We start from the raw sequence: 13,623 nt of genomic DNA, 5'->3' as shown, positions 1-13,623 counted from the left end.
TATTATGTGCCTTCCAGAGGCAATTTGGGCTGACCCAAGCTCATTACTCTGCGCCCCATTCTGTCAAACGCTAAATAAATAACGGGGGTTGTATATAATGTAATTAACTGACTTACTATTAATCCGCCAATGATGGCTATACCTAATGGCCTGCGCAATTCTCCACCCATACCAAAACTAAACGCTAAAGGGATAGCTCCCAGCATCGATGCCATTGTGGTCATTAAAATTGGCCTAAAACGTAATAGAGCAGCCTCATAGATCGCTTCCTGGGGTAGTTTTTGATGGTTTCGCTCTTGCTCCAAAGCAAAATCAATCATCATAATTGCATTTTTCATCACGAGGCCAATCAACAAAATAATAGCAATCAAGGCAATAATACCAAGATCATTCCTGGTAAAAAATAACGCGAGCAATGCCCCCATAAAGGCGGACGGTAAAGTAGATAAAATAGTGATGGGATGAATATAACTTTCATAAAGCACTCCCAATACGATGTAGACCACTATGATAGCTGACAGTACTAACCACCCACCATTTGCCAGAGAATCCTGAAAGCTTTTCGCCGTTCCTAAAAAGCCAGTACGGACATTATCAGGAATATTAAGATCTTTTTTTATGGAATCAATAGCCCTTACCGCATCGCCTAAAGAAGCATCAGGAGCAAGATTAAATGAAAGTGTGGCAGAAGGAAATTGATCCAGCCGGGTGATTTGGAGCGGGCCAATCGTATGAGATAAAGTCGAAAAAGTACTAAAAGGCACCGACCCACTGGATGTAACACTATTACTCGAATTGGAAACAAACGATTTGGACGCAATTGAGTCCGGATTAATTGTATTCGTAACTGATGAGTTAATAAAAAGATTTCTGAATGCCGAGTTGGCATGTTGCAGCCAGGGCAATACTTCAAGAACAACGCGATATTGATTACTTTGAGTAAACATAATCGATATTTGCCGCTGCCCAAAAGAATCATATAATGTGTCATCAATCATCTGCATGGTAATACCAAGTCGTGATGCCATATCACGATCTACGGTGATTAGCGATACTAAACCCTGATTCTGCTGATCTGTAGTTACATCCTGAAGAATGGAAAGCTGGCGCATTTTATCAAGCATCAAATCTGTCCATTTTTTAACCTGTTCTGAATGTTGTGCACTAATACCGTATTGAAATTGCGTTCGACTAACCACTGTGTCAATAGTTAAGTCCTGCACCGGCTGCATATAAAGGGTTGCTCCCATCACCTTTTGGAGATTGGACTGGATACGATTAATCACTTCCATTACCCCAGGGCGCTCTTCCAATGGTTTGAGGGTAATGAGTATACGCCCACTGTTGAGGGTACTGTTTATCCCATCGATACCAATAAATGATGATAAATTTTCAACTGCGGGATCTTCAAGAACAACTCGAGCCAGGTCTTGCTGACGCTCAGCCATTGCAGGGAATGAAATAGTTTGTGAGGCTTCTGATATACCTTGAATAACCCCAGTATCCTGAAGAGGAAAAAAACCTTTAGGAATTGAAAAGAGTAAAATCACATTAATCAGAATCGTTAAAAAAAATATTCCCAGGATTAACGATTGATGATGCAGAACCCAGCCTAAAGATGTCTTGTATTTGTCGATAAGATAATTTAAACCCTTTTCCAAAACCCTTTCAAGCTTACTGCTTTTTTCCTGGAGTCCTTTATGACGTAATAGTCTTGAACACAACATAGGCGTCAAAGTCAACGATACAAAGGCTGAGATCAGAATAGCTATAGTTAAGGTAAGAGCAAACTCCCGAAACATTCTTCCTACTATATCCTCCATAAACAACAAAGGAATTAATACCCCGATCAGAGAAATGGATAAAGAGATAATAGTAAAGCCAATTTGCTTTGCCCCCTTATGGGCGGCATCCAATGGGGTATCGCCACGTTCCAGGTAACGTATGATATTTTCTATCATCACAATAGCATCATCGACGACAAAACCTGTAGCAATCGTTAAACCCATCAAGGTCAAATTATTAAGGCTAAATCCAAGCGCATACATCACCCCTAGCGAACCTACAAGTGCCAGCGGTACAGAAATACTGGGAATTATTGTAGCCGAAAAATTGCGTAAAAAAAGAAATATGACCATCACCACGAGGACCACTGCTAATAATAATTCAAATTGCACATCAGATACTGATGCACGGATGCTAATCGTTCTATCGGTTAAGATCTCAGCTTTAATATCATTTGGTAAGGTGGCACGAAGATTGGTAAGTAATTCTTTTACTCGATCAGCCACCTCAATAACATTAGCGCCGGGCTGGCGTTGTACGTTTACAATAACAGCAGGCTCCATGTTCATCCAGGCAGCTTGCATGGTGTTTTCAGCTCCATCAACCACATTCGCAACATCTGAAAGACGAACAGGAGCACCGTTTTTATAAGCAATTATTAACGGACGATATTCTGCAGCAGTTAACAACTGATCATTGCTATTAATCGTATAAGAAAGCCTTGGCCCATCAAAATTACCTTTTGCCGCATTCACATTCGATGCAGATACAAGGTTTCGCACATGTTCCATAGTTAATCCATAAGCGGATAATGCATCTGGATTAGCCTGAATACGTACAGCAGGACGTTGACCACCACCAATACTGACTAAACCAACCCCAGCTAATTGTGATAGTTTAGGAACAAGACGTGTTTCAGCGTAATCTTCTATTTTGGGTAATGGCAAGCTCATTGACGTCAATGCCAATGTGATAATAGGTGTATCTGAAGGATTTACTTTGCTATAAATAGGAGGATTGGGCAAATCTTTAGGTAAAAAACTACTGGCCGCATTTATAGATTGCTGTACTTGTTGCTCAGCTACATCTAAACCCACGGTTAGATTAAACTGCATGGTAATAATTGATGAGCCAGTCGAGCTATTAGAAGTCATTTGATCTAATCCAGACATTTGACCAAATTGACGCTCAAGAGGGGCAGTCACGGAGGAGGCCATCACTTCAGGGCTGGCACCTGGATAAAACGTTGACACTTGAATGGTGGGATAATCTACATCTGGTAATGAAGAAACAGGTAATAATTTATATGAGAGAACTCCTGTGAGAAGAATAGCAACCATGATAAGTGATGTCGCTATTGCTCTTGTAATAAAAGGACCGGAAATACTCATGCCAGACTGCGTTCCGAATTAAAAGGCGTTCTTTTTTTAGTATGGGAGAATAGTTTTGCCGCATTTCCTACCGCAACTTTAGAGCCGTTTCTTAATTTATCCGCACCTTCTACTACAACTGATTGACCGGGTTTAACCCCACTTTTGATGACTGTCTCATTCTCACTCGCCGCTCCAGTTATTATGGGTCTAACAGTCACAGTATTATTTTTATTCACCAAATAGACGAAATTCCCCTTGGTTATAGAATGTTGAATTGCAGCAGTGGGTACCACGGTAGCCTGGTGCAAAGTTTCTATCAGTATCCTCGCATTGACAAACTGATTAGGGAATAATTTATTGTCTTTATTATCAAAGATCGCTCTCAGTTTGACTGTACCTGTACTTTGATTTATTTGATTATCAATTGTTAACAAGGTTCCCGTTGACAATAATTTATTTTGTTGACGATCAAAGACTTGCACAACAAGTTTTTGATCGGAATAAACTTGTGGAAGTATTTGCGGCACATTATCTTCAGGTAAGGTAAAGATAACGGTTATGGGATTCAACGTGTTAACTACTGCGATACCATTAGTATCGTTGGTTTGTACTACATTGCCAGGATCGACCAAGCGTAAGCCAATGCGACCATCGACAGGAGAAATAATGCGAGTATAAATTAAATTCACTTTAGTGCCCTGAATCAATCCCTGATCAATTTTGATTGCCCCCTCGTATTGCTCAACTAATGCGATTTGGGTGGCCAGAGTTTGTTGGGAGACCGAATCTTGTTTCCATAGTTTTTGATAGCGCTTAAGATCAATTTTTGCGTTGGCAAGCAGTGCCGTATCCCGCTTTAAGTTACCTTCATATTGAGTTAACAACGCCTCATAGGGTCGAGGATCTATTTGTGCCAATAAATCGCCGATTTTTACCATTTGTCCCTCTTTGAAGGATACTTGAGTCAAAATACCATTTAACTGGGTTCTGACAGTTACACTATATTTTGGAGTAACGCTCCCCAGAGCCGAAAGGAAGATAGGAACATCACGAACTGTAGCAATAGCAGAGACTACCGGTATCGGTTTGATTATATTCTCTTTGGGTTTCTCCCTGACCAGGAAATACCAGATCAAACCAATAAATAAAATCAACAGAATTATTATTCCCCAATTCCATGAGGGGGGTAACCATTCCAATTTATTTTTGGGAATCATCGATTCGCTATTATCAATATCATCGAATTAATATAGGCGCGGTTTTCTGGACACAAAAAAAGGTTTTTTAAGAGCTATTCTTCTTAATACAAAGAGGAGAATAAAATGTCTAAAAAGCGAGCTTATTATACGGCGGCCAAGAAGGCAAAAATAACGCTAGCTGCGATTGAGGGGAAACTCACACAAGCGCAAATTACCAGTGAATACGGTGTTCACGCAACGCAGGTAAAAACTTGGAAGCAATCGGCCATCAAAGCCATTAACGATTTATTCTCTGGGGCTAATGAAAAAGAAGCCAAGTCCCAAGAGCAGCTTGTTGAGGCATTATATCAAGAAATTGGTCGACTTCAAGCGCAGCTATCTTGGCTAAAAAAAAAGCATGAACTTTAGTCTGGATGAAAAGCGCGTCATGATTGATCCTCTTGCCGAGCTCACCATTCGTGAACAATGCTTGCTATTAGACTTGCCTGTTTCAAGTTATTATTATAGTGCCAAGCCCATTTCTGTCGAAGATGAAGCGCTTATGGCGCTACTTGATGAGCACTATCTGCAGTATCCATGTGAAGGTAAAATTAAGCGGGCAAGATGGCTGTCAAAAGAAGTAGGCTATCCTGTTGGTAAACGTCGAGTAAAAAAGTTGATGGAAATGATGGGGTTATCGACTGTTTACCCAAAGCCAAATACAAGCGTTCCCAATAAGGAGCATGAGGTGTTCCCTTATTTATTAAAAGAGGTGGATATCACCAAACCAAATCAGGTTTGGGCCGCAGATATCACCTACATCCGCATGAAAGGAAAGCATGTGTATTTAGTAGCTATTATGGACTGGTATAGTCGTTATGTGATTGGATGGGCTATTTCACCTACTATGGAGGCTGAATTTTGTATTGAGGCGCTTAGAAACGCTTTGCTGCATTCGCGTTGTGAGATCTTTAACACGGATCAGGGTTCTCAATTTACCTCAAAAGATTGGATAAATACGCTAAAATCTCACCACATTTCTATCAGCATGGATGGGCGAGGACGTTATTTAGATAATATATTTATCGAGCGATTGTGGCGTAGTGTTAAGCAAGAAAAAATCTACCGGTATGATTTTGATACAATTGAAGAGGTTGAGCTGGCCTTAACGGAGTATTTTGAGTATTATAATAACCGAAGGCTTCACCAGTCCTTTAATTATTTAACGCCCGCAGAGGTGTATTATGGCCGGAAAAGACCATAAACCCTAAATGAGAGCGTCATGACTTACCCACAAGGCCCACAGGCCTATACGAGAAAGTGAAGCTCTCCTGACCTGTGGACTTGTGGATAAGTCATTCTGATAGAGTTGTGGTAAAATGACCTAAGACAATTCGTAGTAGCAATCACTATTCATACGGTATTGAGTAGGTTTAAATAGGTTAATTTGAGTGAATTTTTAACTATAAATGATGGATGAATAGCTCTTATTTTTCCTTAATTTTGTTCCAGACATGCGGACCCATATCAAATTGCTTTCCTTCCATAGGATACCACTATCCTTTATCAAATTGAGTAATAGGGAATTACAGAGCGACTCATCATAGCGAATTTTAAGTTATGTAGCAAAAAAATGTGCCTTTTAGAACGATTGAATATTAATGCATATCACGGCGTACGCGGCTTGCTCCAGATGGAGCATCAGAAAATTTAATCATCACTCATTTTTTAGTTACATAATTTTCGCTCCCAGCCTACCGTGCTTTATGCACGGTATCCAAAACGATGTTGCTACTTAGTAGGAAAACCCTGGTGCAGCGATCAATATCATCTACGTAATGCGCATATAGCGCAGTACGTAGACAGTATACAATCTGATTATCCTTCAGAGATTGTCCGCAGGATCCAGAAATTTCGCGGCAAGCTGGATCTCAGGATCCCAAGGTGCTTCGGGCTGTTAAAGATAGCTGATCATGATCAGCTCCTGACCATGTTTTTCTCCGATTACGCGTATAAGTTATTAATGTGATGTCAGATAACGCAATTCAGGTCTGAATTTCTTCCATTCATTGAATGGAGAAAATTCAGGGTTGGCCATTTTATCAACAGGAAGATAGAAGGTTTGCTCTAATAAATACTGTCCACTGAGTGCTGCATGAGACACGTGATCTGTGAATACTATCCAGGTGCTTTGCGACGGAAAATTAATTTGAATTTTCTTTACTTGCGCCTGGTAATGATCATCTCGTTTCATTGTATCATGCAAATGAAGCATGTAATGGTCATAAGGTGATCGCAGAGTTTTGGTGGTTTTAACTAATTTTAAAATCCTTGCCGTTAATTTACTGTAAGAACTAATTTGAGGTGCAAAACGTTGAAGAACCTGAGCAAAAGGCTCTCCAAGATTCCATACGCGAGGTTCCTGTTGCGGATTAATGTTACAAAAAACCCGCAAAATTCTTAAGCCGTTAACGGGGCTAGCTGAAAATGAATCTACATGTAAACGAGTATCATCTTTACGTCTCGATGTAGCTCTACCACTAATTTGTGCTGGTCTGAAGCTGGTTCTTCCCCATTGCAGATGGGGTAAGTAGGAGGGTAGGGCAGTTTGAATGAGTTTATGGGCAAACTCTGCATACCCCCGCATAAACTGTTCTAATTTCTTGTCTAAGTCGGGAACATTTTTTTTAAAAGCACCCAGTTTATTACGTTTATAATCATAACTTACATTTTTATGCGTGCCATGTAAAATCGACTCAGACATTAAGGACGGGTCAACTGAGGAAAAAAAATACTCAGGGAAAAACAGTATGTTACCTGATTCCAAAATATTGAGACTTTCTTGATGATTAATTTGCTCTATATTTTGTGTTAACAAATAGGAATTCATTTTTGACCTTGGTTCAATTTAATAATGTTAGTGTATCAAATTATTTATAACATAACTCTGTGTTTTGGGTTTAACAAAATCCGGATAATATTCATCCCACATCCGATGACAATAAGCTACAATATTATTTTGCTGAAGCGCGTGCTCTTTAAAGGGATCATCAAGAGGACTCCAGATAATATTCGCTAAAAAAGCAAATGCAGTGGCATCGACACTAGTTGGTTTATCCCCTAAAAAATATTTTTTCCCATCCAGGATCACAGATATGGTATCCAGATTTTTTATCCCCAATTGTAGGACTTCCTGCAGAGTATGCCTTCCTGTTCCTTGATGATTCAATTGCTTTAACATGTATTTTTTGATCATATTAGGCACAAATAATTTGGCAATCGCGGGTAACTTTTCAAACATACTCTCTTTAACATGCTCCCAAGCCGTATCATTCTGCCAACGCAGATAAATCATCACCCAATAAAGCCGCTCACAAAAAGCTATTTCAATTAACTGGGCTAGTGCTGTTTGTTCTGTAGTTAAATCTCTATCCAGTTCGTTGCCAAAACGAGTTTTTAATTCATCGATAATCAATTCACTGTCGGGATAAAATTTTCCATCCAGTTTAATATGGGGCAGCTTTCCCTTGGGACTTTTTTGAGGGTTATTCACAAATTTATTTTCATAGGGTAATTTCATCATTCGTAAATAAGTTTCAACCTTCATACAAAAAGGACTGGCACTAGGTAAATCCCAAACTCTATAAAATTGAAACAATGTAATCATTTTAGATGCCCTTCCCTAGTAAAAACAAAGAAATCCGATAAAACCATTCAATAAAAATACAATGCCATATAGAATATATTATAAACGCTTAACTATCATTTAACTCATATTTTAGGTAATTCAATGTCACAATGTCCCTGTGGTTCAGAAAAATCTTATGAACAGTGCTGTAAGCCATTTATAGAAAAAAAAGAAATGCCCCAAACACCCGAACAGCTCATGCGATCAAGATACACGGCCTATAGTTTAGCTAAAATTGATTACATTAAAAATACCATGAAAGGCAGACCCTTAATTAATTTTGACGAATCAGAAGTAAAAAAATGGGCTCTGAGTGTAACCTGGGCAGGATTAAAAGTCCTTCAATTGTATATGGAAACACCTGAAAAAGGCTTTGTTGAGTTTAAAGCACTTTTTAGGGAAAATAATCAGTTAAAACATATCCATGAAATCAGTGAATTCCATCAGGAAGATAATCAATGGTTCTATGTGGACGGAAGTAAAAAAAAATTACCTGTAAAAAATAGCAAAATAAAAGTAGCGCGTAACAGCCCCTGCCCTTGTGGCAGTGGTAAAAAATTTAAAAACTGTCACGATAAATAAATTTTCACCAATTCGGATTTCTATTATGGGTCAACATTTACTTTTAAATGTATTTATCTTTCTTGCTGCAGCAAGTGTTATGGTTCCTATAGCCAGCCGTTTTAAACTGGGTTCCGTGATAGGTTATCTTGTTGTAGGAATCCTTATCGGTCCATTTGGCCTTAAACTCATTGGAAATGCCGAGCAAATCATGCATTTTGCTGAGTTTGGAGTGGTCATGATGTTGTTTTTAATCGGCTTGGAATTAGAACCTGTCAAGTTGTGGAAACTTAGAAAATTAATAGTTGGTTTGGGGGGGTTACAAGTCACCACCACCACTGGCGCTTTATTCGGTATGGGCATCCTGATGGGGTATGATTGGCGGGCCAGTCTGGCAATCGGTATGGCACTCGCCCTTTCTTCGACCGCGTTAGTTTTACAAATGCTGCAGGAAAAAAACCTGCTAAAAACTACCGAGGGTGAAACTTCATTTGCTGTCTTATTATTCCAGGATATCGCGGTAATACCTATTCTTATTGTTATGCCTTTACTCGCACCACAAGGAGTGGTGACGTTAATTTCTCAAGAACCTTCTTTTATTACTCAGCTCCCCAAGTGGAGCCACGCACTACTAATTACCGGAGTAATAGGCGCGATCATCTTAATCGGTCATTATTTATCCAGACATTTATTCTTAATCATCGCGCGAACGCATTTACGTGAGGTATTTACTGCTTTTTCTCTCGCCTTGGTTGTGGGTATTACCCTGTTAATGGATTACATTGGTGTATCTCGAGCTTTAGGAGCATTTATTGCTGGTGTCGTTTTAGCCAACTCTCAATACAAACATACTGTTGAAGCAGACATACAACCCTTCAAAGGATTATTGCTGGGTTTATTTTTTATCTCTGTAGGTATGGGAATGAATTTCACCCTTTTTTCACAACAAATGTTCTTACTTATTAGTGCTGTCTTAGGTTTGATCGCCATCAAAGCACTCATTTTACTTATTCTGGGCCGTTCCTTTAATCTGACTAAAATCCAAACAATAGGTTTTGCTTTGGCTCTATCCCAGGGAGGGGAGTTTGGATTCGTTCTCTTTCAATATGCAAGGGAAACAAAAGTGGTTTCCCCAGATACAGCAGGCTTCTTTACTATGGTTGTTGCCTTATCCATGCTCGCCACCCCCTTTTTAATGCTGCTGTATCATAGATTTGTAGTGCCTAAGTTTATGAGTATTATTCCTCAGCGAGAGTATGATCCTATCAGCGAAAAAAATGGAATTATACTCGCGGGTTATGGTCGTTTTGGACAAATTATTGGTAGGTTCCTTAGTGGGGAACATGTAAATGTAACCGTCTTGGAAAAAAATCCTGAGCAAATTGAATTATTGAGAAAGTTTGGTTACAAAGGCTATTTTGGTGATGCCAATCGTTTGGATCTCTTAAAAAGCGCAGGCGCAGAACATGCCAAACTGTTGATAGTAGCAGTTGGAAATCCTGATACTAATCTGGAAATAGTCAAATTAGCTAAACAGGAATTTCCTCACTTGAAAATTTTTGTTCGTGCTCGCAATCGCCGCCATGCTTATGAATTGCATAAAACCGGGGTTGATTATTTCAGAAGAGAATTATTCGACTCTTCATTAACTATGACTAAAGAAATTTTAAACTTTCTCGGTTATAAACCGGATGATATAGAGAAAAAAGCATCCGCTTTTCAAAAACATGATGAAGCAACGCTCCATAAGTCCTTTGAATTTTTTGAAGAAGAAACAGACGTATCCTGTCAGAATCGCCGGGTAAGTGTCTGCCACTGAGTCCGGATTAATCCGAGCCGCGCGCGTCAGCAAGCGGAATTCTTTAAAAATATTCAAAATACCTATTGACACGGTTTTTCTGTAAAACTGATGTTTTTCCATATCAAACGTAAGTCATGCAATATGCATGCCCTAAGATCCCCAAGATCACAATGTAGCCCCTTTCACTAATAAAACATCTCCCTCCTGAGGTCAGATTTTTTCTTAGCCCTTAGTGGCGTTAAAACTCGAAAAATGCGTTCAAAAAAAGTCATGTTATGATTGCCGTATCAGCATTAGTAACGCAGTGGTAGATGATGAAACGCCAAGAAATCAAACAAGTTTTAGATGAGTTAACAAAAGATATCGATAGTCTTGCCGACAAAAAGGCCGTGACTATCATTAAGGTATTGGTTAATTTGGTCGAAATGCTTGCCGAAGAAAATGCTTTGCTCAGAGAGGAAAACCAAGTATTACGTGATGAGATAAACCGCCTTAAGGGTGAACAGGGCAAACCTAATATTCGCGGTCAATCCAAAGGTAGCAATGGCGATAATACAGGCAATTCCAATCATTCATCTGAAGGAGATCGCAATAAACGTGGTAAAGGGAACAATAAAAACACAGGCAAAGACAAAAAAAACGTACGTATTGATAGACGTGTTACGATTGCTCTGGACAAAGCAACGCTGCCAGATGACGCCAAGTTCAAGGGTTTTGAGATTCGAATCATCCAGGATCTAAAAATCATCACGGATAATGTTGAATTCAAGCTGGAAACGTATTACTCACCATCTTTGAAAAAAACCTTTATTGCGCCGATTCCTGGCGAATATAAGGGCAGTGAATTTGGTCCTGGGGTTAAAGCGCTGGTCATCACATTATACCGTGATGCAGGGATGACGGAGAGCGCCATTGAGCGCTTTTTAAAAACATGTGGTATTCAAATATCACATGGTAAAATTGCTTCCATGCTGACAGAAGGCAATGATATTTTTCATCAGGAAAAAGAAGATATTGTCGATGCCGGTAGCAACGCAGGCTTGTACCAGCAGATGGATGACACAGGCAGTCGTGTTAACGGCAAAAATCACTACACCCATGTTTTATGTAATGACTTTTTTACAGCATACTTCACTCGTCGTAAAAAAGATCGCTTGACCTTATTGGAGTTGCTGTGTCGAGACCAATTAAAGTTTATGTTTAATCAGGAGGCTTATGAGTTAATGGATGAGTTTGGTCTCGCAAAAAAATGGTTGGATCAAATTAAACCAATGCTGCATGCACAACCCCTCACACGTGAATCAATCGATAGTTTGATGGGAACACTTTTTCCAAATCCAAAAAAACACAGCACGAATCGACGCATAATTCTTGAGTCAGCAGCTCTTGCCTATTATCAGCACTCGAAATACTTCATCCATTATTTAATGACAGATGATGCGCCTCAGTTTAATAAATTGGCCCTACATCATGCGCTGTGCTGGATCCATGAAGGTCGTCATTATAAAAAACTCACTCCATTCTCAGATATGAATCAGAATATATTGGCTGTATTTCTTGAGCAATTATGGGATTTCTACCATGCATTATTGACTTACAAGACGGCTCCATCTCAATCAATGGCCCAACAACTATCAATGCAATTTGATACTTTGTTCGCAACCACGACAGGCTATGATGTTTTAGATCAACGCATTGCAAAGACACGTGCTAAAAAACAAGCGTTATTATTGGTGTTAGACCATCCATTTCTGCCATTGCACAACAATGCCTCTGAATTAGGGACACGGTTTCAAGCAAGGATACGCGACATCAATCTCCAAACGGTCTCCCAAAATGGCACCAAATCAAAGGATACGTTTGCCACGATTGTACAGACGGCCAGAAAACTGAAAGTTAACGTTTATCAGTATATTTACGATAGGGTGACTAAAAAATTTGAAATGCCATCATTGGCTGAATTAATCTTACTTAAAGTGCGGCAGGTTCCATGCACCACATAAGCATCTCGAGATAATTCCGCTTGCTGACGCGCGCGGCTCGGATTAGTCCGGGCTCAGTGGCAGACACTTACCCGGCGATTCTGACAGGATACAAACAGACCTTATTAATTTTTCACGCCAGGCAAAAGGAGAGTTGGAACGTATTCTGAAAAACAATTCATGAACAATCGATTTGATTTAATTAATATGCAACCAGATTCTGGATCTATGTGTGCGCTAATCATTTCGAAAATGACGTTCCTATTAGACTTTTTGGGTAAGGCTCTGCACGCACCGTAACCGGAGTGTAAACTCTCATGGAGACCTAAAGTTCTTATGCAACTATCTTCTGTGTTTTTGTAGTGCTTCAATTCGCTTTTCGAGTGGAGGATGGCTGGAGAATAATGAAAGCCATGAGCTACGGACAGATATCTTCATAGTATTCAGTGCCGGAGCCCGGTTATCTTCAGGCGTTCTTTCCATCAACTGCTGCAAACGTTGTAAGGCGCTTATCATTTTATCTTTACCAACATACCGTGCTGAACCAGCATCTGCTCGAAACTCTCGATGACGTGAAAACCACATCACGATAAGTGAAGCAAGAATACCAAAGAACAGCTCAAATACAATTGCCACTCCGTAATAAACAAAACCTTCTTGTAGGGGTTCTGCATCGTCTTTTCTGAAAAACTGAGTTACGAAAAATGCGGCAATACGGGCAAAAAAAATGACGAACGTGTTCACCACTCCTTGAATAAGAGTCATTGTTACCATATCACCGTTGGCAACATGTGATAGTTCATGTCCCAATACGCCCTCGACTTCATCAGCTTTCATTGAGGTCAGTAATCCTGTTGAAACGGCTACCAAAGCTTTATTTTTATTCCATCCTGTTGCAAATGCGTTGGGTTCTGGACTCTCATAAATCCCTACATCGGGCATCCCGATATTTCTTTGAGTAGCTAATTGCCGCACCTTTGCAGTTAACCAAAACTCGGATTCATTGGTTGGTTTATCAATCAATTTAACGTTATAGGCATGAATCGCCATCCATTTAGAAATAAAAAGGGAAATCAATGAACCTGTAAACCCAATTATGGAAGCAAAGATTAATAACGATTGGTAATCCAAACCATATTGAGTAAGGTAAGGAGCAATGTTAAAAATGCTCAATATGAGAGAAATAACAACAATAATGGCTAAATTGGTTGCAAGAAACAAGGCGACTCTTTTAAACATAGATTTCTCCTTTAAT

Annotated in this window: 10 protein-coding genes; 5 read left to right on the top strand and 5 right to left on the bottom strand. The window is 39.6% G+C overall.

Features of this window, described 5'->3' with window-relative positions; genetic code table 11:
- Window positions 1–2: 2 nt before the first annotated feature.
- Window positions 3–3,176, bottom strand: coding sequence for an efflux RND transporter permease subunit (locus HRS36_RS05905; RefSeq protein ID WP_173236586.1), 3,174 nt, complete (start codon window positions 3,174–3,176; stop codon window positions 3–5).
- Window positions 3,173–4,375 carry an efflux RND transporter periplasmic adaptor subunit gene (locus HRS36_RS05900; RefSeq protein WP_173236585.1) on the bottom strand — a complete coding sequence of 401 codons (1,203 nt, stop codon included), beginning with the start codon at window positions 4,373–4,375 and terminating at the stop codon, window positions 3,173–3,175. The genes HRS36_RS05905 and HRS36_RS05900 overlap by 4 nt, the downstream gene beginning before the upstream one ends.
- Before the next feature lie 105 nt (window positions 4,376–4,480).
- Between HRS36_RS05900 and HRS36_RS05895 the strand changes: the two genes are divergently transcribed.
- Together HRS36_RS05895 and HRS36_RS05890 are read left to right on the top strand one after the other, a co-directional pair.
- Window positions 4,481–4,765, top strand: a complete 285-nt coding sequence (locus HRS36_RS05895) for a transposase (RefSeq protein ID WP_173235475.1) — start codon at window positions 4,481–4,483, stop codon at window positions 4,763–4,765.
- Complete coding sequence (locus tag HRS36_RS05890; protein ID WP_173235473.1) at window positions 4,755–5,600, top strand: IS3 family transposase; 846 nt, start codon at window positions 4,755–4,757, stop codon at window positions 5,598–5,600. The genes HRS36_RS05895 and HRS36_RS05890 overlap by 11 nt, the downstream gene beginning before the upstream one ends.
- A 756-nt stretch (window positions 5,601–6,356) precedes the next feature.
- Here HRS36_RS05890 and HRS36_RS05885 read toward each other — a convergent pair.
- Together HRS36_RS05885 and HRS36_RS05880 are read right to left on the bottom strand one after the other, a co-directional pair.
- The gene (locus HRS36_RS05885; protein ID WP_173236584.1) at window positions 6,357–7,226 is read right to left on the bottom strand and encodes a Kdo hydroxylase KdoO; all 870 of its coding nucleotides are present in this window, start codon (window positions 7,224–7,226) and stop codon (window positions 6,357–6,359) included.
- Between the two features lie 27 nt (window positions 7,227–7,253).
- Window positions 7,254–8,003 (bottom strand): glutathione S-transferase family protein, encoded by a 750-nt coding sequence (locus tag HRS36_RS05880; RefSeq protein ID WP_173236583.1) that lies wholly within the window; start codon window positions 8,001–8,003, stop codon window positions 7,254–7,256.
- A gap of 123 nt (window positions 8,004–8,126) precedes the next feature.
- Here HRS36_RS05880 and HRS36_RS05875 point away from each other — a divergent pair, with 123 nt between their 5' ends.
- The 3 genes from HRS36_RS05875 (at window position 8,127) to HRS36_RS05865 (ending at window position 12,389) form a co-directional block, all read left to right on the top strand.
- The gene (locus HRS36_RS05875; protein WP_173236582.1) at window positions 8,127–8,606 is read left to right on the top strand and encodes a YchJ family protein; all 480 of its coding nucleotides are present in this window, start codon (window positions 8,127–8,129) and stop codon (window positions 8,604–8,606) included.
- 25 nt (window positions 8,607–8,631) lie between these two features.
- Window positions 8,632–10,404, top strand: a complete 1,773-nt coding sequence (locus tag HRS36_RS05870; RefSeq protein ID WP_173236581.1) for a monovalent cation:proton antiporter-2 (CPA2) family protein — start codon at window positions 8,632–8,634, stop codon at window positions 10,402–10,404.
- Window positions 10,405–10,697: 293 nt separating this feature from the next.
- Window positions 10,698–12,389 (top strand): IS66 family transposase, encoded by a 1,692-nt coding sequence (locus tag HRS36_RS05865; RefSeq protein WP_173235423.1) that lies wholly within the window; start codon window positions 10,698–10,700, stop codon window positions 12,387–12,389.
- Between the two features lie 321 nt (window positions 12,390–12,710).
- Here HRS36_RS05865 and htpX read toward each other — a convergent pair whose 3' ends face one another.
- Window positions 12,711–13,607, bottom strand: coding sequence for a protease HtpX (gene htpX / locus HRS36_RS05860; RefSeq protein ID WP_173236580.1), 897 nt, complete (start codon window positions 13,605–13,607; stop codon window positions 12,711–12,713).
- Window positions 13,608–13,623: the final 16 nt, after the last annotated feature.

Source organism: Legionella antarctica (assembly GCF_011764505.1).
GTDB classification, from domain to species: domain Bacteria; phylum Pseudomonadota; class Gammaproteobacteria; order Legionellales; family Legionellaceae; genus Legionella; species Legionella antarctica.
Note: the sequence above shows the minus strand (reverse complement) of the source record. Positions and strands in the feature narration are given on the sequence as shown.